The sequence below is a fragment of the Flavitalea sp. genome (genome assembly GCF_035489435.1).
GTDB lineage: Bacteria > Bacteroidota > Bacteroidia > Chitinophagales > Chitinophagaceae > DATHKG01.
Map to the genome: position 1 here is coordinate 22,348 of NZ_DATHKG010000180.1, position 24,855 is coordinate 47,202.

The following is a 24,855-nucleotide window of genomic DNA, read 5'->3' on the forward strand; positions in this document are numbered from 1 at the left end:
GATATAATATAGGGTTTATAAACCCTGTATATAGGCAAATTATAGTATAGATCAAAACTTTAGAGTAACTTGCAGCTTTTATTAACATTATGATTAGAAGAGCTTTATATGCACAAATAGTCAAGTCTCTCTTTAAAGGGAAAGCCATAATAATAACAGGTCCGAGACAGGTTGGCAAAACAACATTATTGCAATCCATCATGGAGGGCACCGAATCTAAGGTGCTCTATCTGAACTGTGATGAGCCTGATGTGAGGTCATTGTTGGAAAACGCCAGCTCTGGTTCTTTACAGGCTTTGATAGGTAATAACTCACTGATACTAATAGACGAAGCCCAACGGGTAAAAAACATTGGTCTCACCCTGAAACTCCTGGTAGATAACTTCAAAAACATACAGGTGATAGCTACTGGATCATCCGCATTAGAACTTGCTGACGAGATAAATGAACCTTTAACCGGGCGAAAAAGAGAGTATCGTCTCTACCCGTTTGCAACAGCCGAAATGGTAGCCGACACTTCCGTGCTGAAGGAGACCAGGTTGCTCGAACAACGAATGATATATGGCTTTTACCCGGATATTGTCAACTCGCCAGCTGAGGCCCAGGCAAACCTGCTTGAACTCGCAAATAATTATCTATATAAAGATGTCCTTTCTCTGCGGGATGTTCGAAAACCGGCATTGTTGGAAAGATTGCTTATTGCGCTTGCCTTACAAATAGGGAATGAAATATCGTATACCGAAATAGGGCAAACAATTGGTACTGATAATAAAACAGTAGATAGATATATTGAATTGCTTGAAAAATGTTTCGTCGTTTTCCAGGTTAGCGGATTTAGTCGCAATCTTCGTAACGAAATTAAAAAAGGAAAAAAAATATACTTCTACGATAATGGCATCAGGAATGCCATAATAAAAAATTTTTCCCCATTATCGCTTAGACAGGATACAGGTGCTTTGTGGGAAAATTTCCTGGCAGCTGAAAGGGATAAGTTCAATCACTATACAAATCATTATGTAAATAACTATTTCTGGCGCACTCATCAACAGCAGGAGATTGACCGGATCGAAGAAACGGGAGGCAAGTTATATGCGTGGGAATTTAAATGGAATGAAAGAGCTAAGGCAAAAATACCATCCAGCTTTTTGGAGGCTTATCCGGGAACTATAACTGGTATTATAACCAGGCAGAACTATATGGATTTCGTGAATTTTGAGATGTAGAACCATCTGATAAATTATCCGATTCCACTCAGCACCTGGTAAAATAAAAACATCCTGAAAGCCTGCTCGCTGATAATCAGGCTGACTACGATCACTAGCGAAGCCAGGACCGCCTTCCACCAGGATCTGACATAAAAACGGTGCACTCCAATAGATAAATAGGTACATAAAATCAGGGAAAGAATTATAGTGACAACTGTATCTCCTGATCCCGCGTTGAAACTTATAGGGGTCAACATAAAAAAAAGGGTAAGCAAAACCATCAGGCAAATTAAAAAAGTCATAAAGTGCGTGGCAAACACCAGGTGTTCTCCAAATCGCTTGCGGCTGCTGAAGAAAATCAAAGCAAAGATGCCGGCAAAAAAAGGAATGAATAATGCGATGAAGATTTTAGAATTTGATCTGATCCTTTCGTTAAATGTGCTTGTGAGTTCTTTTTCAGTCAGCCCGGTTTCGCGCAATTTAGCCCGCACTGCTTCTCTCGTGTTTCCCATTGTTGTAAACGGCTCATAAGTAACGTAATTATATAAGGGAAGACTGAATGGATTTTGAACCGGCAATAAAAAGAAAATAAGATTGGCCACCAGGAAAAGTGAAAACGGCTTCATGAATCGCACCGTTACCCCATTGCAGTATTGATAGCTCAGTACACCCGGCCTGATCAGTAAGGTTGCAACACTTTTAAAAAACTTATTATCAAAATGTGAAAGGCTTTCGAAGGTTTCCCCCGCCAGGTGTTTAATGGATAGAGCCTTTGCATGAAATGTTTTTTCACCGCAGTTGGGGCAGAATTTTTCTTGCCTGGTATCTCCGCAGTTTTGGCAGGTCTGCATATACCTTCAAGATAATAAAAAAACTTATTGTCTTAGTAATCAGCAGGAATAACAATACACGCAGGCAACACAGTTCTCTTATCATCATCCCCCAAAAAACAAAAAACCAAATTTTTTTGGAAGGTTCAAATATTTTCCCATCTTTGTCTTATGTAGGACATAACTACATAGTTAATTGCTACTTTTAAAAAAACGATTTAAACCCTGCTGCATATGAAAAGGCTCTTTTCGTGTTTACAACTGCGACTCATCCCCCTGTTCGCAGCATTATTTTTTTTCCATTCAATCGCCTCAGCCCAGTCTGTAACCATCACCGGGACTGTAACAGACAGTCTTGGCGCCCCTTTACAAAACGTAAGTGTAAAGGTTAAAGGCGCAAAAGGCGGTACATCAACAAATGCTGAAGGCGCATTCAGTTTGCCGGTGCCTTCGACAAGTTCCACCCTCGTATTTTCCAGCGTAGGATTTGGAATACAGGAAAAAATAGCGGGTAACGGGCCACTTAATGTTGTTCTAAGTACCGTAAATGAAACCTTAACGGATGTCGTGATTGTTGGTTATACCCAGCAAAGTCAGACAAAAACGACAGCAGCAATTTCGAAACTCAATATCTCTGAATTACAGAACAGGCCCAGTCCGAACCCGGTCCAGGCACTGCAGGGCAAAATCGCGGGGGTCGCCGTTCCGATCACCTCCGGTCAGCCCGGAGCCGGTGCTACCAATATAATTAACCGCGGTGGTACAAAACTAAACGTTTACGGAAGTGGACTTGGAAATGCTTCCGGAAACCCAATCGGTAATGCAGATAATACAGGCCCATTAGTTGTTATTGATGGTGTGTTCAGATCAATGGATGATATCAACCCTGATAATATTGAAACCTTCCAGGTAATGAAAGATGCTGCTTCTACAGCTATCTATGGCGCAAGAGGAGCTAACGGTGTTATCGTTATCAGGACCAAAGGCGGAAAGTTTAACACCAAAATGAACCTTACGCTTAACCACCGCTCAACCTGGGAAACACAATCAAGAGATTATAATTATCTCAGCGCTACAGAATATCTCCGGCTCGCGCGCACCACGGTTAAGAACACATTCGATCTGTTAGATAAAAACAACCTGTTATACAATGGCGGTTTTTCTGCCGGAACAAGGCCTTTCACTGCAAAAGGACAATTCGGTCGTTACGTGTATACGACGGCGTTATACGACAACCTCGTTGCTATTGAAGGCCAGCCTTATGTCGATAACCTGTTATCGAAAGGTTATCAGACCATGGATGACCCCATCAACCCCGGCACAAAACTCATTTATGCGGATAATGGTTACCAGGATAAGCTCTGGCAAACTGGTCTTTCGCAGAACAACAGCGTAGCCATCAACGGTGGAGGAGAAAATGCAAATTATAATTTATCGACCGCCTATACCGATCAGAAAGGAGTTTTCGCAGGAACCAGGTATAAAAGACTTGATGTGCTAGGAAATTTCGGATTCAAAGTCTCGAAAAATGCCAGGATCGATGCGATGATAAATTACCAGGATGTGCGGCCAAATTATGTTGAAGCATTTCAGAATGATCTTACCCGCGCCACCAGGGTCACACCGCTGATCCGTATTTATAAGGATGATGGCAACGCAGCCATTGGTGAAAATTACACTACCCGCAACCGGTTCCATGTCTTGCAATATGATGACCAGGAGATAGCTACCGAAAGACTTGTTGCCAGGGTCGGTGGTGATATCACCATTTACAAGGGTTTGCACTTTAAGCCATCTGTATCTTATATAATGCAGGACTATACCTATATGTTCAGACGTTTGGGAACACCGGCTGATGAGATACAACCAGCCACGATCAGGCAAAAACTTGAACGCACCATTGCTTCAAGACAATTAATGACCGACCAGATCCTGCAATATGATTTTCATTTAGGAAGCGATCATAATTTCACGGTGCTTGGCGGTTTTAACTATACCGTAAACCGTGCGAATGAAATAAACATCGGTTCACAACGCGCTACGAGCGATTATATATTCACGATTAATGAACCACCCACCGCGGTAATAAACGGTATCACCGTTTCAAATGTTACCGATTTCATGACAAAATTATCAGAATCAAAATCAGCCAGCGTTTTTGGCCAGGTGAACTATGACTATGCCGGTAAATATCTGCTCAGTGCTTCATTACGGAATGATGGCTTCTCAAACTTCGCACCTGAAAATAAATATGCACTGTTCCCATCGGCTTCGGTTGGCTGGAACATGCATATGGAAAAATGGTTTTCAATAAAACCTGTCAGCATGCTGAAACTAAGGGCAAGCTGGGGTGAAGCAGGGTTAAGTGACCTTTCACTCACCGATACTTATGGCGGCTATTCCCCTACCAGTTATGCATTGGGTTCCGGTATTCTTCGCGCCAATCTTTCCAATCCGAATCTTGTATGGGAATCTACAGCAACATCGGATCTTGCATTTGATGCGGGCTTCCTCGACAACCGGATAACATTAACTGTTGACATTTATAATAAACTTACAAAAGACAGGCTTGCTTCAAAACCACTTCCATCTGAAGCACCTTTCCCTTCCATCGTTTATAACAATGGTCAATTGCAGAACAGGGGTATTGAAATTGATTTAGGCGGAACAATAATCAAAGGCAGAAACTTTTCATGGCGCACCTCTGTTGCGTTTGCAAAGAACAATCAGAAAGTAATTCAATTGCCTGATAATGGTCGTGCGAACAATCGCCAGGGTGGTGACATAATCTATGATAAGGGAACAAAAACAAATATAGAAGTCGGTGGAATTGCCGAAGGTGAACGCCCGTTTGCCATGTATGCATACAATGTGTTGGGAGTATTTGCAACTGAAGCTGATGCAGCCGCCTGGAATGCAACAACAAAAGATAACCTGGCTTCCCCACAGGGAATCATCGCCAAAAAACACGCCGGTGATTTCATCTTCGAAGATGTAAATGGTGATGGAATTATTGATACAAAAGACCAGGTATTTATGGGTTACAGGTCGCCCGATATTACTGGTGGATGGCAAAATACTTTCTCTTATAAGGCCATCTCACTCAGGGTGGGACTGGATTATGCGCTTGGTCATATTATCAGCAATGGGGCATTGGCGCGTTCACTTGGCCAGGGTCGTGCTTTTAATGAAGGAGCTCCCGAAGAAGCACTTGGTCCGGACATCTGGCAGAAAGAAGGCGATGTTGGAAAAAAATACGCAAGGTTTTCGTTTGCTGATTTTGACTTTGGACAGCGTAACTATCTTCGTTCGAGCACCCTCGGAGCCAATAATTCTTATGGTTCTGATGTATCAGCGCTATACGAGAAAGGTGATTTCATCGCCTTACGTGAAATCACGCTTTCCTATGAGTTACCAGCTTCAATAATGAAGAAAATCCATTCAACCGGGCTGAGCGTTTTTGCCTCTGCATTCAATATTGCATATATCACCAAATATTCAGGCATCAACCCCGAAACCTATACTGGCTTTGATGCAATTGGCTATCCACGCCCAAGACAATATACTCTGGGCGCAACATTACGTTTTTAATAAATGATTCATCATTCCGGTCATCCGGGACTAACATTCCGGCCATCCGGAAAACCCGGGCCAACCGGTATAATATGCCAGATATGAAAAAAATAATTCAACAACTACTTTCTCTTACAGCTATCCTGGTGATCGCTTCCGGATGCGAAAAGATTCTTGAAGTAACACCACAGTCAAGTATAACCGAAGAGGTATATTTTAAAAACGAAGGCGACTTTGAACCTTATGTAACGGGAATATACAGCCAGTTAAGAACGTTACAAAACAATGTGACTTATGGCATCGAGCGCGGCGAAGAACTGATCTCGGCCCAAAATTCCCGTTTTACTGTGGCCTGGACTCATACCTTATCACCAACTTCGGGTGCAGTGAACTACGACGTCTATTACCGCGCCATCGGGCATTGTAACCTGTTGCTTGAACGCATTAAGGATTTTGAGTTTACCGTTAACCCGGCGAGCAAAAATCGAATCATCGCCGAAACCTATGCATTGCGGGCTTTCTTTTATTTCCAGTTAACCAGGATATTAAAGGATGTTCCTTTGATGCTTAAGGCAGTGGTAGATGAAAATGTTGAATTGCTGCCACGCTCGCCTGCAGTCCAGGTAATTGCCCAGGTTGTGAGTGATCTTGATTCTGCCAGCCTGTTGCTGAAAACAAACCCGTCTTTCAGTCCGACCTTATATCCATCCAAATATCGTTTTGCCTATGGATCAGTAATGGCCATGAAGGCTGATGTCAAGATGTGGAGTGGTAAAGTATTAGGTGGCGGTGCTGCTGATTTTAATGCCGCCATTGCGGCAATCAATGAGGTAGAACTGAGCGGGGTGAATTTAAACGCTGACTTCAAAAATGTTGTAGGTTTAAGAGCAACTTCAAATCCAGAGATAATATTTTCTGTCTATTTTAACCGCGATGAAACCAGCAATAATTATGTAATCAATGCTTTGCCGTTTTTAGCTGGTATAACCGGTGCTCTTAATCTTGACAGCATACCATGGTGCGCTACTGCTTCCAATGGCCAGGGCGCATACCAGATCAGCCCCAAATCAAGGGCGCTGTTCAATGCTTATCCGGCTGATAAAAGAATTCCCTATACCTGGATAGTCGAAAGACAATCAAGCGGGCCAAAAATCGCGTGGATCACAAAATATCCTGGCACAAAATATCCGGAAGACCGTGTCCCGGACAATGATCTGATTGTATACCGGTTGGCAGATATATTCCTGCTGAAAGCGGAAGCTTTTGCAGCTATCAACAATACTGTTGATGCTATAAAGTACATAGACAGGGTTCGGGTGCGCACCGGTAATGGTCCATACATGGGTGCAACCGATAAAACAACAGTGGAAAAAGAAATCCTTGATGAACGTGGCCGGGAACTCTTTTTCGAAAATAAAAGATGGTATGACCTGGTACGTTTTCATTACGGTGGTACTATTAATGTGTACACTTATGTTCCAAACCTGGTCGGTAAAACAACACCGTTGTTCTGGCCGGTTAATACAACGGTGCTGGCAAATAACAACCTGATCGTTCAAACTGAAGGATATTAATTTATGCACCAGAATAGAATGTTTTTTGAATCAGGACACAAAATGAATCAGGACATATTTATGAATTGCAGAATTATCATCACCAGGTTTTTGTTTGCAACGTTTCTTCTTGCTTGCATGTTACCAGCCCATAGCGTAAAAGCACAACAGGCTGCATTCACTGATACAACCTTGTTATACGAACCAGCTGTGGGAGGTTACACCATGTTCCATGTGCCTGCATTGGTGATCACTGAGAAAGGAACTGTGCTCGCATTCACAGAAGGACGATATGGAAAAGGTAAGGATTGGGATGATATGGACCTGTTATTAAGAAGAAGTGTTAATGGCGGAAATACCTGGGAACCTTCAAAAGTGGTGATCCCATATACAAAAGGAAAACCAACCAGTAATATCACTCCGATTGCGGATAAAAACGGAACAGTTCATGTTTTGTTCCAGGTAAACTATGCCAATGCTTATTATATAAAATCAACCGATGAGGGAAAGACCTGGTCTGCCCCTATCGATATTACCTATGTATTCGATCTCTTCAAAAAAGATTATGATTGGAAAGTGCTGGCCCCGGGTCCTGCCCATGCCATTCAAATGACCAATGGGAGATTGCTGGTTCCAGTCTGGCTATGTATTCCCGATAGAAGCAAGCCGGGTGGGGATCATAGGCCAAGCTGTGTTGCTACTATTTATAGTGACGACAACGGAAAAACCTGGAAACGCGGTGACATCATTTCAAACAACCTGGATATGCCTGCGAATTCAAACGATACCATCATCAATCCAAATGAGTCAGTTGTGGTGCAGTTAACAGATGGTAGCATTATGATCAATATGCGCAATGAATCAGATTCAAACCGCAGACTGATCAGTTATAGTAAAAATGGTATTTCAGGTTGGAGCAAACCGGCTTTCGATAATGATCTGTTCGAACCGGTATGTATGGCGAGCCTGATCAGGGTTACCGGTAAGGGAGATGATAAGCCCCGCCTGATCTTTGCTAACCCCGATAGCCGGAATAATCAGATACAGGTAAGAAAGAATTCAAGAGTTAATAAACCAAGAGAAAATATTACAGCAAGGCTGAGTTATGATGAAGGCAAAACCTGGCCTGTTCATAAGGTGATGCATGCCCGCGGTTCAGGATATTCGGATCTTGCGGTTGATAAAGAAGGAATGATATTTTGTTTGTATGAAATAAGAGACGGCGATGATACCGACTGGATTTATCGCATGGTGATCCGCAGATTTAATATTGAATGGCTGACTGATGGAAAGGATTTTATTTCGAAAAAGAAGTGAAGTAAAAGATTTCTATTCAAATATCCGACCCTGGAATAAAAAAGACAAAACATAACTATGAAGAAAATGGATGGTTTAATTGCAGCTAGTTTTACACCTTTTAATGAAGATGGAACGATTAATTTCAAAATGATTCCGGCGGTGGTGGATAAACTTATTGCAGATGGTTTAAAAGGAATTTTTGTTTGTGGCAGCAACGGCGAGGGCCCCAACATGACAACCAAAGAAAGAATGCAGGTTGCCGAAGCATTTATAAAGGCGGCTGACAAAAGGATACTGATCGTGGTTCATGTGGGCCACAGTTGTATTGCCGATGCGAAAAAACTGGCTGCGCATGCGGCTGAAAATGGTGCTGACGCGGTTTCTTCAGTTGCAGCTTTTTATTTCAAACTGGTTTCGGTAAAGAACCTGGCCGATTGCATGGCAGAAATTGCCAGTGCAGCACCGGAAATTCCATTCTATTATTATCATATCCCGCATCTTACCGGTGTTGGTATGGATATGATCGAATTTCTTAAGATTGCTGAGCCGCTTATTCCAAATCTTGCCGGTATTAAGTACACGGCAACTACACTCCAGGAATACCAATCATGTCTCAATTATGACAACGGCAGATTTGATATCCTGTTTGGCTTGGATGAAATGTTATTACCTGCATTGTCTGTTGGTGCCAGGGCGGCCATCGGCAGTACCTATACATTTGCGGCACCTCTTTATCTTAAAACAATTGAATTGTTTAATAACGGTAATATAGAAGCTGCGCGTGAGAATCATAATTTTCTCGTTGATATAGTACGTGTGTTGGTCAAATATCCGCCAATACCGGGTCAGAAAGCCATCATGAAAATGTTGGGTTGGGATTTAGGTCCGTCGAGACTTCCTTTGACCACATTGGATGAAAAGGCTTACGAGCAGTTTTACCAGGAACTAAACGCGCTTTCTTTTTTTGACAAAGTACCTGCCAGGAAAAAACAGGTTATTTAATTCTGATTGTTGAAATAGATAACACACGTAGGTGCAGTGCGTAAGTTTATTTAATCAGGATTATTGAAATAAATAAAATCCCTGGTCGGGTATAACAAGTTATTTGAGTACGATTATAGCAATAGATCAAATATCGACTCAGAAATAGCAGTTAATTGAATCCGATCTCATAAATATTGATATGGCAAGACAAGAACAATATTTTAATTACAATTTATTATCAGTCGAACAGCTGGAAACTTTCAGAGAACAGGGCTTCCTGGTTATTAAAAACATATTGACCAAAGAGGGCCTGGCCCAAATGCGCGATGAATGTATGACCGCCTGGAATGAAGAAAAAGTTGCTTTTGATCCAAACAAGTCATGGTTGCAAAATTCATTGCTGGTAAATATTCATCATAAATCGAGGGCCGTGAAATCATATTATTTTGATGGACCACTGGTCGAAATAGCCACTCAACTTATCGGGCCGAATATAAAGGGAGCTACTTCACAACTTACTTTCAAGATGGCGGGTAATACAAAACCCTTCGGCTGGCACCAGGATAATGGTTATGGTGAACTGGAACCTTATACAGCCTTAACTACCCTGACGGCACTTGATGATACAGACCGGGGAAATGGTTGTCTTTGGTTGATACCAGGCAGTCACAAAGGCGGGCAGATAAAAGTTAACCAGACAGAGGAACAAAAAAAGAATAAATCCGAAATAATAGTTGAGGCTGAGGATAATCTTGCTGTTCCGATGGAAATGAAAGCAGGTGATGCATTGATATTTAATTGCTGGATGCTTCATAAATCTGATGGCAATTATTCGAATGAACGTGACCGGAGAATATTATTTCTTCGATATGCAGATGCAGATGCCGTGGAAGTGTACAATGACCGGAGACCAAGGCTGGGAAGACTGGTACGGGGAACGACAATCTTTGATGAAGTGAATGCATTTGAAAAGAATTTATAAGCAGTAATCGCAGCCTACACTTGCTTTGTATTCATCCCATATAAATCATATACTAAAGCGGCAAGAGGTCTGGCAAAAAATAAAATCAACTGATGAAAAGAAATTATTCTCTTCCAAACCTACGCTCAATTCGACTGCGCTCAATGCGACTGCGTATGGTTCAGCTGCACTCCGTTCCACTGCGGTTAGTTCAACGGCGGTTAGTTCAGCTCCTGCGCCCAATATTTGTTATCAAGCCAGGATTGATAGTGGTGTTTGTTTTATTAGCGGGTGTCTCTATGCAAAGTTATAGCCAGGAACTAAGCCACCTCTATAAAGCCGGCGAAGATGGTTATACCTGTTTCAGGATCCCGGCAATCATCACTACTTCAAAAGGAACAGTGCTTGCTTTTGCAGAAGCAAGAAGGAACAACTGCGGTGATGCGGGAGATATCGATATCGTAGTAAAACGTTCAGCAGATAACGGGAAGACCTGGTCAAACTTGTCACTTGTCTGGAGCGACAGTACGAATACCTGTGGCAACCCCGCGCCTGTAGTTGACCAGAAAAGCGGGAAGATTATCCTGCTTTCAACCTGGAACCTGGGCACTGATCATGAAAAAGATATCATTGCAAAAACAGCAAAAGATACAAGACGGGTCTTTGTATTGAATTCCGCTGATGACGGCCAACACTGGTCTGCGGCAAAGGAAATAACAACCGATGTAAAAAAAGATAACTGGACCTGGTATGCTACGGGTCCTGTAAATGGAATTCAAATTCGCAAAGGGAAACATAAGGGCAGGCTGGTGATTGCCTGTGATCATATTGAAGCTGATACAAAAAAATATTTCTCGCATGCTATTTATTCTGACAACGGAGGTGATAACTGGAAACTGGGTGGAACCACCCCGGCTGATGGTGTAAATGAATGTACCGTTGCAGAACTACCAAAAGGTGTTTTGATGCTGAATATGCGCAACTTTGGTACAAGCCGTAACAGGCAGGTTGCATTAAGTAAAGATGGGGGTGAATCATGGTCCGAATTAAAAAGCGATACCACGCTTGTAGAACCGGTTTGCCAGGGTAGTTTGCTTTCGTATAACTATAAACGCAAAAAATCTTTCCTGGTATTTTCAAATCCTGCAAATCAAAAGGCGCGTACCAATATGACTGTGAGGATTAGTTATGATAATGGTAGCACCTGGAAATCAAAAAATGTGCTGCATGAAGGTCCGGCCGCATATTCAAACCTGGTGGTGTTGCCGAACGGAAACCTGGCTTGTTTATATGAAGCCGGGAATGCAAAACCTTATGAAGGAATTGTATTTGAAGAACTTTCGTTGGGTGATTTCAAATAAGATTACGATTGATGATGCAAACTATCAATGATGCAAAAAATGTCGATTAAACCATCAGGCTATTCAGGTAGCTGAAAATTCAAATAATTAGCAACGCAAAAATTGATCATGGAACTTCTTATAAATTTAATTAACCAATATTGCTGACCCGTGAAAACCTAAGAGGAAATTGGGGTACCTTATTGTTGCCTGTTAATGCTGATGATAGCATTGATTATTCAAGACTGGCAGATGAACTTGACTATCTTATCGCTGCCGGGCTTGATGGCATTTACTCAAACGGAACAGCAGGCGAGTTTCATAACCAGACAGAACAGGAATTTGATAACATCCAGTACCTGATGGCTGAAAAATGTCATCGTGAGGGGATGCCATTTCAAATTGGTGCGGCTCATCCTTCGCCGGTAATTTCATTGGAACGAATAAAACGATCAGTCTCATTAAAGCCGGATGCCTTCCAGGTAATCTTACCCGATTGGGTGACCGCAAATGAGAAGGAGCAGGTCGATTATCTTGAAAGACTTGCGACTGAGGCTTCAGGTATTCCATTGGTTTTATATAATCCACCACATGCAAAAAAAGTATTGACCCCGGCGGAGCTTGAAAACTTGTGTAATACTATTCCGCAGTTAATAGGTGTGAAGCTCGCTGGTGGTGATAAGGAATGGTTCGATGCAATGCAATGGAGTATCAATTCATTTTCTGTTTTTGTCCCCGGGCATTTCCTGGCTTCGGGTTTGCAAGCTAAAGTGGCGGACGGTGCCTATTCCAATGTTGCCTGTTTAAGTCCTATGGGATCACAATCCTGGTGGAAACTTATGAAGGTCGATATGCCGGCTGCACTGGAAATACAGAAGCGTATCTTATCATTTTTCGACGAATGCATTGTGCCTTTTAAAAATGCAGGATATAGCAACCCGGCCCTGGACAAGTTACTTGCGGCGGCAGGGGGATGGGCAGAGCTTGGCACCAGGCTTCGTTGGCCCTATCAATGGATCCCGGAATCGGAGGTAAGAAATGTAGCTTTAAAGGCAAGATCATGGTTGCCCGAATTTTTTGAAAAGATATAAAATGAAAAACCTTTCATTATTAATCCTTACCCTTATGAGTATTGTTGAAAACTTTTCCTGTACGGTACCAACTGATAAAATGATTGTATGGGATCAATTACCTATCATTCCTGATTCAACTGGTTTTGCAGGTTCTTTTGCAGGCGTGAGCAATGGTAGCCTGATTGTTGCAGGCGGATCAAATTTTCCTGCTAATACCCGTCCATGGTCGGGTGGAACTAAAACCTGGTACGATAACATATTTGTTTTAGAAAATCCAAAAAGTAATTGGAAAGAAATAGGCAAGTTGCCAAGACCAATGGGATATGGTGTTTCCCTCACCTGGAAAGATGGTGTGATCATTCTTGGTGGAGCAGATAAAGACAAACATTATGCGGAATGTTATTTTATAAGGTATGTGAACGACAGTATTGTAACAGAACAACTTCCTGATTTGCCTGCACCAAACGCCAACGCAAGTGGTGTGATCATAAATGATATTATTTATGTAGCCGGGGGTCTGGCTTCTCCAACAGCAAAAGAAACTCTCAATGTTTTTTGGTCACTTGATCTTTCGAAGCCGGTCATGCATCGCAACTGGAAAGTACTTATTACCTGGCCGGGACCATCACGTATGTTGGCGGTTGCGGGATCTATGAATGACGAATTTTATTTAATGAGTGGTGTTCACCTCGCTGTTGCAACTGATGATACAGCCGCTCATCGTGAATATTTGAAAGATGCTTATGCTTATACACCGGGCAATGGATGGAAAAAGATCTCTGATCTTCCATATTCGACAGCCGCAGCTCCTGGTCCTTCATATGCGAGCCAGGAATTGGGCTTATTGGTTATCGGCGGAGATGATGGGAGTCGCGCTGACAGCAACACTATTTTGAAAGATAAACATCCGGGATTCAGAACAGGTATATTGGCATATCATAATAATGATTGGTCACCTGTATCAGAAGTACTCACTAAAAAAATGCCTGATCCGGAAAATAATCCCAATGGCAGCACCTGGGCATCAGTCACTACCCCGCTTGTAATTTGGAATGGCGATATAATAATTCCAGGTGGAGAGGTTAGGCCAGGTGTGAGAACAAATCGTGTGCTAAGGGCAACTTTAAAATAATGGGCTTTACTATTTAAATAATGCAATAGACCTTACTATATAGATAGTGCAACTAGAAGTAACAGGCTTCCTAACGAAAACGGCAACTCTAAATAGCAGGCATCAATATGTATCGATAAAATGATTAAGGGGGAACTGAATAACATCTATCCAATAATATCTTCTGTATATAAAGAGCATAAAACAAATAAATGAAGAATGTAAACACAAAGGCATCGTGGTATCCCTGGGGAGTTGTAGGTGTATTATGGGTAGTTGCTTTTTTAAATTACCTGGATCGGATACTTATCACTTCCATGCGTGATCCGATCGTAAAAGAGTTTACACTTGATGATGCACAGTTTGGTTTGCTCACTTCCGTGTTCCTTTGGTCTTATGGATTTTTAAGTCCTTTCGGTGGATACCTGGCAGATAAGTATAGCCGTAAAAAAGTGATTGTATTTAGTGTAGCTGTATGGTCGGCTGTGACCGTTTGGACTGGTTTTGTCTCTTCATTTCAGGAAATGATTGTGGCCCGTATTTTCATGGGCATCAGCGAAGCATTCTATATCCCGGCTGCGTTGGCAATGATTTCAGATTATCATAGAGGACGAACCCGTTCACTGGCAACCGGTATACATTTCAGCGGATTGTATACTGGCCTGGCTCTTGGTGGTGTCGGTGGATTTATTGCCGAATGGTGGGGCTGGCGTTATGGCTTCCAGGTGTTCGGGATCTTTGGATGTCTTTATGCAGTGTTTATTCTGTTTTATCTAAAAGATAAAAGCAAGGAGCCTGTCAATAGCCTAACGCCTATTGATAACCTAGAACCTGGTGACAGCCTTGGGCGTGTAGAAAGCCGTCCAGTTATCGCCGTGTCGGAGCCAATTACATTCCTGTCTTCTATGCGCCTGATTCTTAACAATCGATCCTTCCTTGTTTTGTTATTTTATTTTGTGATGCTCGGAGTGGCGAATTGGCTGATCTATGGATGGCTGCCAACCTTCCTGAAAGATCAGTTTAATCTCAGTCTTGGTGAAGCGGGTCTTTCCGCAACGGGTTATGTACAGATCGGATCTTTTATTGGAGTGATCGTTGGGGGCATACTGGCAGATCGGTGGTTCCGTACCAATCAGCGCAGCCGGCTATATATGATCATTATCGGTTTTAGTGTGGGTGCACCGGTTTTATTCCTGATGTCATCAACCTATGTTTTTGGCATTGCCATTGTTGCGATGATTGCATTCGGTCTTGCACGAGGCTTCAATGATTCCAACCTGATGCCGATCGTTCACCAGGTTATTGATAACCGTTATGTGGCAACCGGGTATGGAGTTCTTAATTTTTTAAGCACCATCGTAGGTGGCCTGATGGTTTATGTTGGTGGTGCATTGAAAGATGCGCAAATTGATCTTTCCGTTATTTATAAAGGAGCTGCGGTATTGCTGCTGATAGCTACCTGGTCATTGTTTGCAGTTAAGATAAAAAAAGATCAATGATAATTAGTCTGAATAAACTGACCGACAGAATAATGTATACCAGAGGGAACGAATCTATGGCTAAAAGCTGTCCGACAGTAGTGACATGCTGAAATGGAAAACAAGCCGGGACAAATGAAAACAAACTGGCATAAATGAAAATTACTGATATCACCACCCGTATTATACAACTCCCGTCTGAGGCCTGGTTCGCCCCCGAACCAATCCCAGCCGGTCATGTGCCATTCTGGGAGATGGCATTTACAATCCTACATACGGATGAAGGAATTGAGGGATATACCATGGGATATGGTCCACTCGGCCAGGGTCGTGGTTCTGCATATCATATTCATGATGTGTATTATCATGATCTCGTAGGCAAGGATCCTCTTAACCATGAATCCATCTGGCAGGAGATGCGAAAAAAAGGCAGACACTTATATAATATGACCGACACTGTGCAAAGCGATCTGGATGTGGCACTATGGGATATCAAAGGAAAGGTTGCTGGCTTGCCAATCGCCGTATTATTAGGCAAGGTGCGGGACAGGGTAAGGTTATACCGGACCCATCCGCCACATAAGGTCAGGAGCGTGGAACAGGTAGGAGCAGCCATAGATCTCACAAAGAAAGAAGGATATACTGCATTGAAACTCCAATTGCTTGGTGATGTAAAAACAAATATCGAAAGACTAACCTGTGCGCGTGAAAAAGCCGGACCAGATTTTACCCTGATGCTCGATGCATCAGCACAACTATCCTTTGTAGATGCTCTGGAAATAGGTAGGCTATTGGATGAATTAAATTTTGAATGGTTTGAAGAACCGATCCCAGACAGGCATATTCAACAATTAAAAAAGATCTGTGAAAGAGTGAATACTCCCGTACTTGCCGGCGAAACAATCAGCTTGTTTGAAATGCCTCAATACCTGGTCGAAGGAGCAGTAGATGTTATGCGTGCTGATACCCATATCAAACGAGGTATCACGGGCCTGATGAAAGCATTGGCCATTTGTGAACTGATGGGTTATGAACTGGAGATCCACACCGCCTCATCGCCATTGCTGGATGTGGCAAATCTTCATGTTGCTTGCGCAACGCACTTATCAAACTTTGTCGAAAATCATCATTCCATGTTTCGTTTTGGATTAAAAGGCAATCCCCTGGATGTCCGTGAAGATGGATGCCAACATCTCCCAAACGGACCTGGCCTGGGTGTAGAAATTGACTGGGACTGGATTGATAACAATACCACTGAACTAATCAAAGGTTGCCGTTATTAGTCATTTCTAAAACTCATCACTAACTCATCACTAACTCATAACTCATAACTATATTCAATTATCTTTGTTCAAAAACGAACTATGAGCGGAGTGCCGGGAACTTTAAAACGTATCAGCAAAGCGACTATGACCGACCTGGTTGAGCAGTCGTTGCAGACATATTTTAAGGAGCGTGCGCTAAAGCCCGGTGATCCTTTACCTAAGGAAATAGAGTTAGTAGAGGCCATGGGTGTAAGCCGGAACATTATTCGTGAAGCGCTTAGCCGGTTGAAAATGCTTGGCATGATAGAAACAAGGAAGAAGCGCGGTATGGTGATGGCTAGGCCGGATGTATTGGGCTCACTCGAAAAGGTGATGAATCCGTTACTGATCGACGATCATATCTTAAAAGAAATTTTCGAACTGAGATTGGTCATCGAAATCGGCCTGGGTGATATACTCTTCGCGCGAAAAACAGAAAAGGATCTGAAAGAACTGGAAGCCATAGCAAAAAAACAGATCAAGGATAAGCCGCATACTTTTCGGATTAAAAATGAAATTGAATTTCACGGTAAGCTTTATGAGATGACCGGTAATGATACCTTGAAGCGTTTTCAGAACATGTTGCTACCAATATTTGGTTATGTCATGATCTCTGAAAAAAAAGAACATCGTTCAGGTAAGGTGAGCCATATCGACCTGGTTAATATCCTCAAAAACGGCACCCGCGAAGAATTCCGCAAAGGGATGTATGAACATCTAAAACCGCATTTTGATAAATTAAACGAAAAGCCGGATTAAGATCCAGGCGTTGAAGTCTGCGAACCTTTTATTTTCGTGATTTTTAAAATGACCGCTATTTCAGTCAAAGTCTGGTCAAAATGACTGAAATAGCGGTCATTTAAAAAACTTGGCTGTAATGACTCAAGTAGCGCTCATTTTATAAACTTGGCTGTAATGACTTAATTAGCGGTCACTATTAAAAAGTTGTTTAACTCATGTCAAGGGAAATTAAAAATTATCTCTCAATCTTAGCTTCCCATTGGTTAACCCGTCGATAGTTCATGCTAACGAATACAAGTCTGACTGCGGATGAAGTTTTCGATATTGATGAATTCGTTCTTTCGACTATGTATTTTCCGACGGTGACAGTACAAGAAAAAAGTAATAAATACTTTCGCACTTTAGAAATCAATTGTGTTTACTAATAACATAAGTCTCCCCAGCCTTTGTATCAAACGAATAAATGTTCTTCCTTTCTTCTTTTAAAATAACCCGCTTATTTTTTTGATACACGGCGTAGTTGTTATTGAGTTTTATTTTGCATGGGTTGTTATGCCTTGAGTAAATGGTTGCCGCCGTTAATGCATTTCCTTTCCAGACAATATTGACAACAAAACCACCTCTTGCGACAAGACCTTTTACTTCCCCCTGCTTAAATGTTTTTGGCAATGCAGGCAGCAGGTCTATCACTCCGGTTTGTGATTGCAGCAACATTTCAGTTACAGCAGCAGTAATGCAGGTATTGCCATTCAAAATAATCCCCGGTACTTCGCTGTTAAATAAGTTAGGGTATAAGCCCAGGTTGTTCACCGCTGTTTTGGCCTGCGGATTTACATAATTCAACTGGTATTGCAAGGTTTGCCATGCACTGTCGCCCTCATTTAATCTTGCCCAGCATGCAGCCTTCCAGGCAAAGCCCCAGCTGCCATTTGTTTTTGCGCGAAACGATAATGCCTTCTTTGCAGCTTCTGCTAACTGTGGTGTCGTTAGCGGGGATATTTCCGAGCCGGGAAACACCGCATACATGTGCGAAAGGTGGCGATGTGCAGGATCGGTTGAACGCCAGTCTTGTTGCCATTCTAATAGTTGCCCGTTTGCGCCAATGGGATAAGGCATCAGTTTATTAAGTGCAGATTGAACAGAGTCAATAAATGCATTTTTTATGTGCAATATTTCGGCTGTCTTGATAAAGTTTTTAAAAAGATCTTTCACCAGTTCAATATCACTTGTCGTACTTACACTGGTTTGTGCTGTATCCCCATTTTTTGTAATGAAAGTATTTTCAGGAGAGAACGATGGAACAGAAATTAAATATTTATTAGTACTGTCTGGAATGAGCCAATCCAAAAAGAATTCTGCGGCACCTTTCATTATTGGGTATGCCTGCCGCCTTAAAAAATTAGTATCAAGCGTAAATTTGAAATGTTCCATATAATGATCGCTAAGCCAGGCCCCACTTACATTCCAGTTGGCCCAATGCGGATTTCCTTCACCCCAGTTGCCAACGGGTGAAGACTTCCGCCAGATATCTGTGTTGTGATGCGCACACCAGCCGCCCATACCATAATTTATATTGGCTGTTTTATAGCCATTCTCCGAAAGCTCTTTTATGAGTTGTAAAAAAGGCTGGTGCATTTCAGAAAGGTTATTAGTTTCAACCGGATAGTAACTCATCTGCGCATCATGATCAATACACCAGTTGCTACTATATTCCGGACGAAGTTTTTCATTCCACAAGCCTTTCAGATTTGAGGGTTGTCCCCCGGCCCTTGAGCTGGCAATGAGGATATATCTTCCATATTGAACAATGGTTGCTAACAGTTCCGGATCGAACGCTGATGACATTTTCTTCAATCGTTCATCGGTCGGTAGATGTTCATAAGTTGGTAGATGTTCATTGTTGCCTGCAGATAAATATTCATTGTGGCTTTTACCAAAGTCATATCTGACACGTTCATAAAAAGGTTTATAATCATTGATATGATTGTTTAATAAATCTGAATAAGTTTTCGATGTTGCCTTTTGCATAGCCTGTTCAGCAATCAAAGCATTATTTTTTCCCTGCCTTGATGGCGATTTATCAAAACCATTAAAGCTTGTTGCTGCTGTTACCAGGATCGTTGCTGCATTTGCATTTGAAAGGTGCAGGCCTTTATCATCAGCCATTAGTCTGCCACCTTCATGTATTATTTTCACCCGAACCGTGAAGCTCATGCCTTCATCTCCATATTGCATTGCATCAATCTCTTTTATCTTCCATAGGTAAGCAGGTTCAACGTGTTTCGGGCATTTACCCGTTAAAATAATTTCGTTATTATTAATAGTTTTTATGTTGAAATGGAGTTTACTGGCAAGCAGGATATCAAAAGACAAAGCAGCTTTTTTATCAGCCTCATTTCTGATTACAATCACGCTATCAGGAAAGCTGGCAAATGCAGTTCGTTTAAAGTTTATGTTATCACTTTTAAATGTTGTTGTTGCAACAGCACTATCAAGGTTAAGCATTCTCCTATAGTTTGATGAATCGCTGATATTTTTATACTCAATATTCAAATCCGCCATCGGCATATAAGATTCTGTGTATGGTCCCTGCATGAACTTACACAAGCTATCTGCTTTTTTATATTCTCCTTTTAATGCGGCTTCTCTTATCAATGGTAGATATTTCTTTACATCAGGATTATTCCATTGTATGTCAGGGCCGCCACTCCATAAAGTGCTTTCGTTAAGCGAAATATATTCGGTTTGAACCCGGCCATATACCATTGCGCCTATTCTTCCGTTGCCAAGAGGTAATGCTTCATTGAAATTCACAGCTGGTTTAGTATACAGGAGCTTATTCTGAGAATAAACAATTTCAGGCGAAAATATCAGGAACATAAAAATGTAAGAGATGATTTTATGCATACGAAGAGTTAATCAGGAAGCATAATACTCATAATTTGAGCCCTAACTGTGATGAGCTGTGCGGAGACTCAGCCCCGCAGTGTATTTCTGGACAGGCAGGTTATAGTTGTCAGCTTAACACTTGAGGTTATAAAGAAACAGGTTTGTAGTATCAGATGGCAATTAGCTGTAGCCGTATTAGCTGGCAATTGTCAGGAAATTGCAGTAAAAGGTTTTCCCTCCTTATGTAATTCACGCTTAATGCCGTTTATCACATCATCCAGGTAGATATTTGAATTGCTTTTTTCAACAGCTTTCAGACATGCATATTGAACAATATTGTTAATGTTACCACCGGTTAGTTCTACCTTTTTAACGATATCGGGAATATCCTCGTTTTTATGAAAGCCGATATGGGAAGGAAATGTTTTTCTCCATAATACCAGTCGTTCATTTTCGTCGGGTAGCGAAAACCTGATCATTGCATTGAAGCGGCGGATAAATGACTCATCGATGTTAGCTTTCATATTCGATGCTAGTATCACCATTCCATCAAAGTCCTCAATCCGTTGAAGCAAATATGAAACTTCCTGGTTTGCATATTTGTCATGCGCATCTCTTACACTCGTGCGTTTTCCAAAAATCGCATCTGCCTCATCGAAAAACAGGATCCATTTTTTTGCTTCGGCTTTTGCAAAAAGATTTTCCAGGTTCTTTTCAGTTTCCCCGATGTATTTTGAAACAACCATCGACAGGTCGATCCTGAAAACATCCCTACCGGTATATTTTCCAAGTAATGTAGCTGTAAAGGTTTTTCCTGTGCCGGGAGGGCCATGAAACAGAATGCGATATCCGGGTTTGAGACGATTTCGCATACCCCATCCATTCATTAATTGTTCGTTGTGATTGATCCATGTTTCCAATTCTTTGATCTGCGTCATCGCTTCATCATTCAGTACCAGATCTTCCCATTCCAATTCTGTTTGAATAAATCTTGCGGGGAAACTGGAGCTGAAATGCGGGCGACTGATTTTATTCATCGTAAACAGATCAACGAATTCCGGGGAAAGAACCAGCTTTCCACTCATCAGGGGTTCACCCTGGGGAACATCTTCCAACAACAATATTTTCTCCTTCGCAAAGAATTCTTCAGCATTAAAATAATTTTGAATGTCAAACCTTCGTTGCAGGGAACTCCCTCCCAGCAGAAAGATCACTGTTTCTCCCGTCGGAAGAAAACCACGGAAACTTTTTCCTCTGGCGCCACCGAGCTTTGGAAAGTCGCCTGCTTTCTTCAGGCTTTCTTCAATTATGTTATCGAAAAGTTCTGGCCGGATATGTGGCATCAGAGCGATCAGGAGAATTTTCGTCAGATCCGGGGATAGCGTTTTGCGCCTGACATAATCAGCCATAGGCAAGATCCATTGATCCAACTCAGGAAGTTGTGGTTCTATTAGATCATCAGTAGGATTAAAATATTCGGCTAGCCTGAATTTGATAAGTTCCTGCACGTAATCCAGTTCATCAACTGGCTTTCGAATAACCGGAGTTTCTCCTATTATTATATTCTCCATATTATTTTATATTAATTGTGGGAATAATCCCTTCCAGCTCATCATTAATCGAACATTTTCACTTCCACATTTCTATCAAGGGCATTTGATTTTTTCTCACTTTCCGTATCACCGCAATTGTGAACTCCGTCCCTCAATTCTTCGCAATCACTGTCGAAAGTAGTAAACCTTTCCTCACTGGTTCCTTTTTCAACCAGGTCTTTGAAAACAAATTCTGCTCTTCGTTTGGCAAGCTCGTTATTATAATCAGGATCCCCCGAAGCATTATCTGTTGAAGCATTTCCTGCTAATTGAGCATTCAAATCGGGGTGTCTGTTTAAAAGTAATGTTACGATCTGCAAACTTTCCTTGCCTTCCTCCGTGAGACTTTGTTGAAGAGTTAACCAGGGCTGTGGAGTGTCAATTTTAAAAGTTATCTCGAATCTCCATTTGGCAGGAAGGGATTCATCCTCTGCTTCCGGAATAGCATCGTCGGTAGTGAAGTTGGTACCATTTAATTTATTGTATTCCTGCCGCCAGTGCTGACATTCAAAAGCAAATCCCCGGTGCGTTTTCTTAGCTTCCTCGAATTCCTTACCACATTTCCCTGATGGTTTAGCCAGATCCTCAGCAGTAGATTCACCAAGACCACAGCAGGGGTCACGGAAAGTGCCACGGGTTTTTATATCATGTTCTTCACGAATCAGATTCTCCCGGCCTATTGCAGAGTCATGGCCACCACGAGCCATATTTGCCACATTTTCCCTCTCATCTACTCCATGTTTTGCAAGGAAATGGTGTCCACACATTTCATGGGCAAGGATGATATGAGGAGGTGATTCAACGCTTTCCCCGGTTGTGCCTCTTACCGGCTGCTCTTTGGCATTTGGTGAGGGAACCGATATTACAGTTATCCCACCAGCAGACCCTGTAGATCCGGTTCCTGCTACATTATCATCTATGTGGATGGTAATCAGGTCAAGCGGATCCATGATCATTTCACACAAACATTCACAGGAAACCGGATGATCGCTTAGTTCAGCAGGGCTTTTAAATGAACCGTCTTCCTGTTGTTCGGAAGGGAAACAAAAACCTGTATCCAACAGATCAACCTGTCCGTCCCCAACCATAATGCCGGTATCAGGACAGAGTTTACCCAGGTATTCTAAAACGGTAACCTCGTTGGATTGCTTTAATCCTTTTCCGTCTGGATTTGGAATATTCTGATGAGGATCCTGGACCGAGATCTTTCTTTCAATAGGCGCTTCAGTTGCCCCATTCTGCTGGACGACATGTGTGAGCTCATGTGCCAGTAATTGTTTGCCACTACTGGTATCCGGGTTGTATTTGCCCGAGTTAAAATAAATATCCTTACCATGAGTAAATGCCTGGGCTCCCAGTTCCCTGTTCATCTCCATAGATTCCGCTCCTGTATGAATATTAACATCACTGAAATTATGACCGAAGGAAGATTCCATTGCGTCGCGGGTTTTCGTGCCCATTCCCTTGCCCTTGCCGGCAGATTGCTCAATCCGTGATGACAATTGAGAAGATGCCGGTTTCGAACCATCTGATTTCTTCTGGACCGGATTGACCCCACTCTTCTTATCATCTTCCTTTTCCATTTCTGGATCACCCATTTTTTGAACAGGTCCCCGTGCCATCTTGTCCTTTTCTTTTTCGGGATCATCCATTTTTTGTACAGCCTTATCCTTTTCTTCCTTTTCGCATTCATCACATTTAGCCTGGATCTCCGGTTTCTGCTGTACCTTTTTATCTTCCTTCATCCGGTCCTCATTGGTGGATAATTTTTCTTCATCCTCAGGAGTGGCCAGGCGTTGAATGCTGCTTATTTTTTTCTGCTGAACTGTCGCGGCAGATTTATTCTGGTTATTCACCACTGCGCCTGCAACGGCATCTGCCTCCTTCTCATACTTATCATTCGGCGCACCTACTTCCAACTTCGGCTGGAAGAATGGCTGACTGCTTTTTGAACGGTCAGCTTGTTTCTCAGATCTCGTAAAAAAAGGCGCCTGGTCAGTTGTTTCATCGTGAGTGTGCGCATTGCGCTGACGATAAACCCGGGTAGCGTAGGACATATAAAAAGGATTAGGTTGAAGAACTATTTGGACTCACTGATAACTCAGAAAACTCCTTTGAAGAATTCCCGTTTTCAAAATTGGCTAATTTTTGCAGAAATTCGTCAGCGAGGCGCTGATAATCTTCGGCGCCATGGGAATGATGATCAAATTCAAAAATATCTTTTCCGGCTTCCTGTGCTTTCGCTAATTGAATATTTGACCTGATCACTGTTTGAAAAACCTTTGAGCCAAATTCATTAATCAATCCTGACCTCACCTGTTGGTTCATCAGCTTACGTTCATCAAACCGCGTGAGTATTATGCCTAGTAAATCAAGCTTCTTATTCAGCTTTTTACGGATCATAATGAAATGACGCATGAAACTATACACGCCTTTTAAATGGAGGAATTCTCCCTGCATAGGTATCAGTACCAAATCGCTTGCCACCAATGCATTCACTGTCAACAATCCGATTGCGGGAGGACAGTCGATAAATATAAAATCATACTTCCCGGAAATGGGTTCAAGAATGGACTTCAGCATTTGTTCCCTTCCATACACGCTAACCAATTCCATTTCTGCTCCTGCCAACTCAATTGATGCCGGCAAGACTGACAAGCCTGGCTTAATTTCAAGGATAGCCCTGTGCACATTGGCATCCTCTCCTGCCATTTCCTTTTTAAGTTCTGTATAAAGATTGTATTCCGGCTCATCGGGTATGCCGAGTGATTGCGAAAGATTTGCCTGGGGGTCAGCGTCGACTAGCAAAATTTTTTTTTCACGGTGCTGTAACGCTGCGGCGAGGTTTATTCCTGTACTTGTTTTCCCGGTACCTCCTTTCAAAATAGCAATGGAAATTATAGACATCACTTTAGATTTAAA

Annotated in this window: 17 protein-coding genes; 12 read left to right on the forward strand and 5 right to left on the reverse strand. The window is 42.2% G+C overall.

Translation table 11 applies throughout. The features are described from left to right. The first annotated feature begins 89 nt into the window (after window positions 1-89). On the forward strand, window positions 90-1,223 hold the full coding sequence (locus tag VK664_RS28445; RefSeq protein ID WP_461402126.1) for an ATP-binding protein: 1,134 nt from the start codon (window positions 90-92) through the stop codon (window positions 1,221-1,223). Between the two features lie 14 nt (window positions 1,224-1,237). On the opposite strand, the gene VK664_RS28450 is transcribed toward VK664_RS28445, so the two are convergent. Further along, window positions 1,238-2,056, reverse strand: a complete 819-nt coding sequence (locus VK664_RS28450; protein WP_461402127.1) for a DUF3667 domain-containing protein — start codon at window positions 2,054-2,056, stop codon at window positions 1,238-1,240. Window positions 2,057-2,269: 213 nt separating this feature from the next. Between VK664_RS28450 and VK664_RS28455 the strand changes: the two genes are divergently transcribed. The 11 genes from VK664_RS28455 (at window position 2,270) to VK664_RS28505 (ending at window position 17,470) form a co-directional block, all read left to right on the forward strand. Further along, window positions 2,270-5,626: a SusC/RagA family TonB-linked outer membrane protein gene (locus tag VK664_RS28455; protein WP_461402128.1), complete on the forward strand. Its 3,357-nt coding sequence runs from the start codon at window positions 2,270-2,272 to the stop codon at window positions 5,624-5,626. Window positions 5,627-5,709: 83 nt separating this feature from the next. Continuing rightward, window positions 5,710-7,182 (forward strand): RagB/SusD family nutrient uptake outer membrane protein, encoded by a 1,473-nt coding sequence (locus tag VK664_RS28460; protein WP_461402129.1) that lies wholly within the window; start codon window positions 5,710-5,712, stop codon window positions 7,180-7,182. A gap of 60 nt (window positions 7,183-7,242) precedes the next feature. Beyond that, the gene (locus VK664_RS28465; RefSeq protein WP_461402130.1) at window positions 7,243-8,478 is read left to right on the forward strand and encodes a sialidase family protein; all 1,236 of its coding nucleotides are present in this window, start codon (window positions 7,243-7,245) and stop codon (window positions 8,476-8,478) included. A 57-nt stretch (window positions 8,479-8,535) separates the two neighbouring features. Further along, window positions 8,536-9,462, forward strand: coding sequence for a dihydrodipicolinate synthase family protein (locus tag VK664_RS28470; protein WP_461402131.1), 927 nt, complete (start codon window positions 8,536-8,538; stop codon window positions 9,460-9,462). Window positions 9,463-9,643: 181 nt separating this feature from the next. Then, on the forward strand, window positions 9,644-10,426 hold the full coding sequence (locus VK664_RS28475) for a phytanoyl-CoA dioxygenase family protein (protein WP_461402132.1): 783 nt from the start codon (window positions 9,644-9,646) through the stop codon (window positions 10,424-10,426). 92 nt (window positions 10,427-10,518) lie between these two features. Beyond that, window positions 10,519-11,766 (forward strand): sialidase family protein, encoded by a 1,248-nt coding sequence (locus tag VK664_RS28480; RefSeq protein WP_461402133.1) that lies wholly within the window; start codon window positions 10,519-10,521, stop codon window positions 11,764-11,766. Window positions 11,767-11,906: 140 nt separating this feature from the next. Beyond that, the gene (locus tag VK664_RS28485) at window positions 11,907-12,836 is read left to right on the forward strand and encodes a dihydrodipicolinate synthase family protein (protein WP_461402134.1); all 930 of its coding nucleotides are present in this window, start codon (window positions 11,907-11,909) and stop codon (window positions 12,834-12,836) included. A 1-nt stretch (window position 12,837) separates the two neighbouring features. Then, the gene (locus VK664_RS28490; RefSeq protein WP_461402135.1) at window positions 12,838-13,950 is read left to right on the forward strand and encodes a hypothetical protein; all 1,113 of its coding nucleotides are present in this window, start codon (window positions 12,838-12,840) and stop codon (window positions 13,948-13,950) included. A 191-nt stretch (window positions 13,951-14,141) separates the two neighbouring features. Next, window positions 14,142-15,428, forward strand: a complete 1,287-nt coding sequence (locus tag VK664_RS28495; protein WP_461402136.1) for an MFS transporter — start codon at window positions 14,142-14,144, stop codon at window positions 15,426-15,428. Between the two features lie 134 nt (window positions 15,429-15,562). Continuing rightward, a complete protein-coding gene (locus tag VK664_RS28500; protein WP_461402137.1) occupies window positions 15,563-16,690 on the forward strand; it encodes a mandelate racemase/muconate lactonizing enzyme family protein in 1,128 nt (375 codons plus the stop codon). Between the two features lie 81 nt (window positions 16,691-16,771). Further along, on the forward strand, window positions 16,772-17,470 hold the full coding sequence (locus tag VK664_RS28505) for a FadR/GntR family transcriptional regulator (RefSeq protein ID WP_461402138.1): 699 nt from the start codon (window positions 16,772-16,774) through the stop codon (window positions 17,468-17,470). A 390-nt stretch (window positions 17,471-17,860) separates the two neighbouring features. Here the strand turns inward: VK664_RS28505 and VK664_RS28510 are convergent, their stop codons facing one another. The 4 genes from VK664_RS28510 to VK664_RS28525 form a co-directional block, all read right to left on the reverse strand. Further along, window positions 17,861-20,359, reverse strand: coding sequence for a glycoside hydrolase family 95 protein (locus VK664_RS28510; RefSeq protein WP_461402139.1), 2,499 nt, complete (start codon window positions 20,357-20,359; stop codon window positions 17,861-17,863). 191 nt (window positions 20,360-20,550) lie between these two features. Beyond that, window positions 20,551-21,912: an ATP-binding protein gene (locus tag VK664_RS28515; RefSeq protein ID WP_461402140.1), complete on the reverse strand. Its 1,362-nt coding sequence runs from the start codon at window positions 21,910-21,912 to the stop codon at window positions 20,551-20,553. Between the two features lie 44 nt (window positions 21,913-21,956). Then, on the reverse strand, window positions 21,957-23,990 hold the full coding sequence (locus VK664_RS28520) for an eCIS core domain-containing protein (RefSeq protein ID WP_461402141.1): 2,034 nt from the start codon (window positions 23,988-23,990) through the stop codon (window positions 21,957-21,959). Window positions 23,991-24,000: 10 nt separating this feature from the next. Continuing rightward, on the reverse strand, window positions 24,001-24,840 hold the full coding sequence (locus VK664_RS28525) for a ParA family protein (protein ID WP_461402142.1): 840 nt from the start codon (window positions 24,838-24,840) through the stop codon (window positions 24,001-24,003). Window positions 24,841-24,855: the final 15 nt, after the last annotated feature.

Excerpts from the sequence above, each read along its gene's own strand:
- VK664_RS28455 (WP_461402128.1), top strand. The coding sequence starts at position 2,270 with ATGAAAAGGCTCTTTTCGTGTTTACAACTGCGACTCATCCCCCTGTTC.
- VK664_RS28475 (WP_461402132.1), top strand. The coding sequence starts at position 9,644 with ATGGCAAGACAAGAACAATATTTTAATTACAATTTATTATCAGTCGAA.
- VK664_RS28520 (WP_461402141.1), bottom strand. The coding sequence starts at position 23,990 with ATGTCCTACGCTACCCGGGTTTATCGTCAGCGCAATGCGCACACTCAC.
- VK664_RS28445 (WP_461402126.1), top strand. The coding sequence starts at position 90 with ATGATTAGAAGAGCTTTATATGCACAAATAGTCAAGTCTCTCTTTAAA.
- VK664_RS28510 (WP_461402139.1), bottom strand. The coding sequence starts at position 20,359 with ATGCATAAAATCATCTCTTACATTTTTATGTTCCTGATATTTTCGCCT.
- VK664_RS28505 (WP_461402138.1), top strand. The coding sequence starts at position 16,772 with ATGAGCGGAGTGCCGGGAACTTTAAAACGTATCAGCAAAGCGACTATG.
- VK664_RS28525 (WP_461402142.1), bottom strand. The coding sequence starts at position 24,840 with ATGTCTATAATTTCCATTGCTATTTTGAAAGGAGGTACCGGGAAAACA.
- VK664_RS28480 (WP_461402133.1), top strand. The coding sequence starts at position 10,519 with ATGAAAAGAAATTATTCTCTTCCAAACCTACGCTCAATTCGACTGCGC.
- VK664_RS28460 (WP_461402129.1), top strand. The coding sequence starts at position 5,710 with ATGAAAAAAATAATTCAACAACTACTTTCTCTTACAGCTATCCTGGTG.
- VK664_RS28490 (WP_461402135.1), top strand. The coding sequence starts at position 12,838 with ATGAAAAACCTTTCATTATTAATCCTTACCCTTATGAGTATTGTTGAA.
- VK664_RS28500 (WP_461402137.1), top strand. The coding sequence starts at position 15,563 with ATGAAAATTACTGATATCACCACCCGTATTATACAACTCCCGTCTGAG.
- VK664_RS28515 (WP_461402140.1), bottom strand. The coding sequence starts at position 21,912 with ATGGAGAATATAATAATAGGAGAAACTCCGGTTATTCGAAAGCCAGTT.
- VK664_RS28470 (WP_461402131.1), top strand. The coding sequence starts at position 8,536 with ATGAAGAAAATGGATGGTTTAATTGCAGCTAGTTTTACACCTTTTAAT.
- VK664_RS28465 (WP_461402130.1), top strand. The coding sequence starts at position 7,243 with ATGAATTGCAGAATTATCATCACCAGGTTTTTGTTTGCAACGTTTCTT.
- VK664_RS28450 (WP_461402127.1), bottom strand. The coding sequence starts at position 2,056 with ATGCAGACCTGCCAAAACTGCGGAGATACCAGGCAAGAAAAATTCTGC.
- VK664_RS28495 (WP_461402136.1), top strand. The coding sequence starts at position 14,142 with ATGAAGAATGTAAACACAAAGGCATCGTGGTATCCCTGGGGAGTTGTA.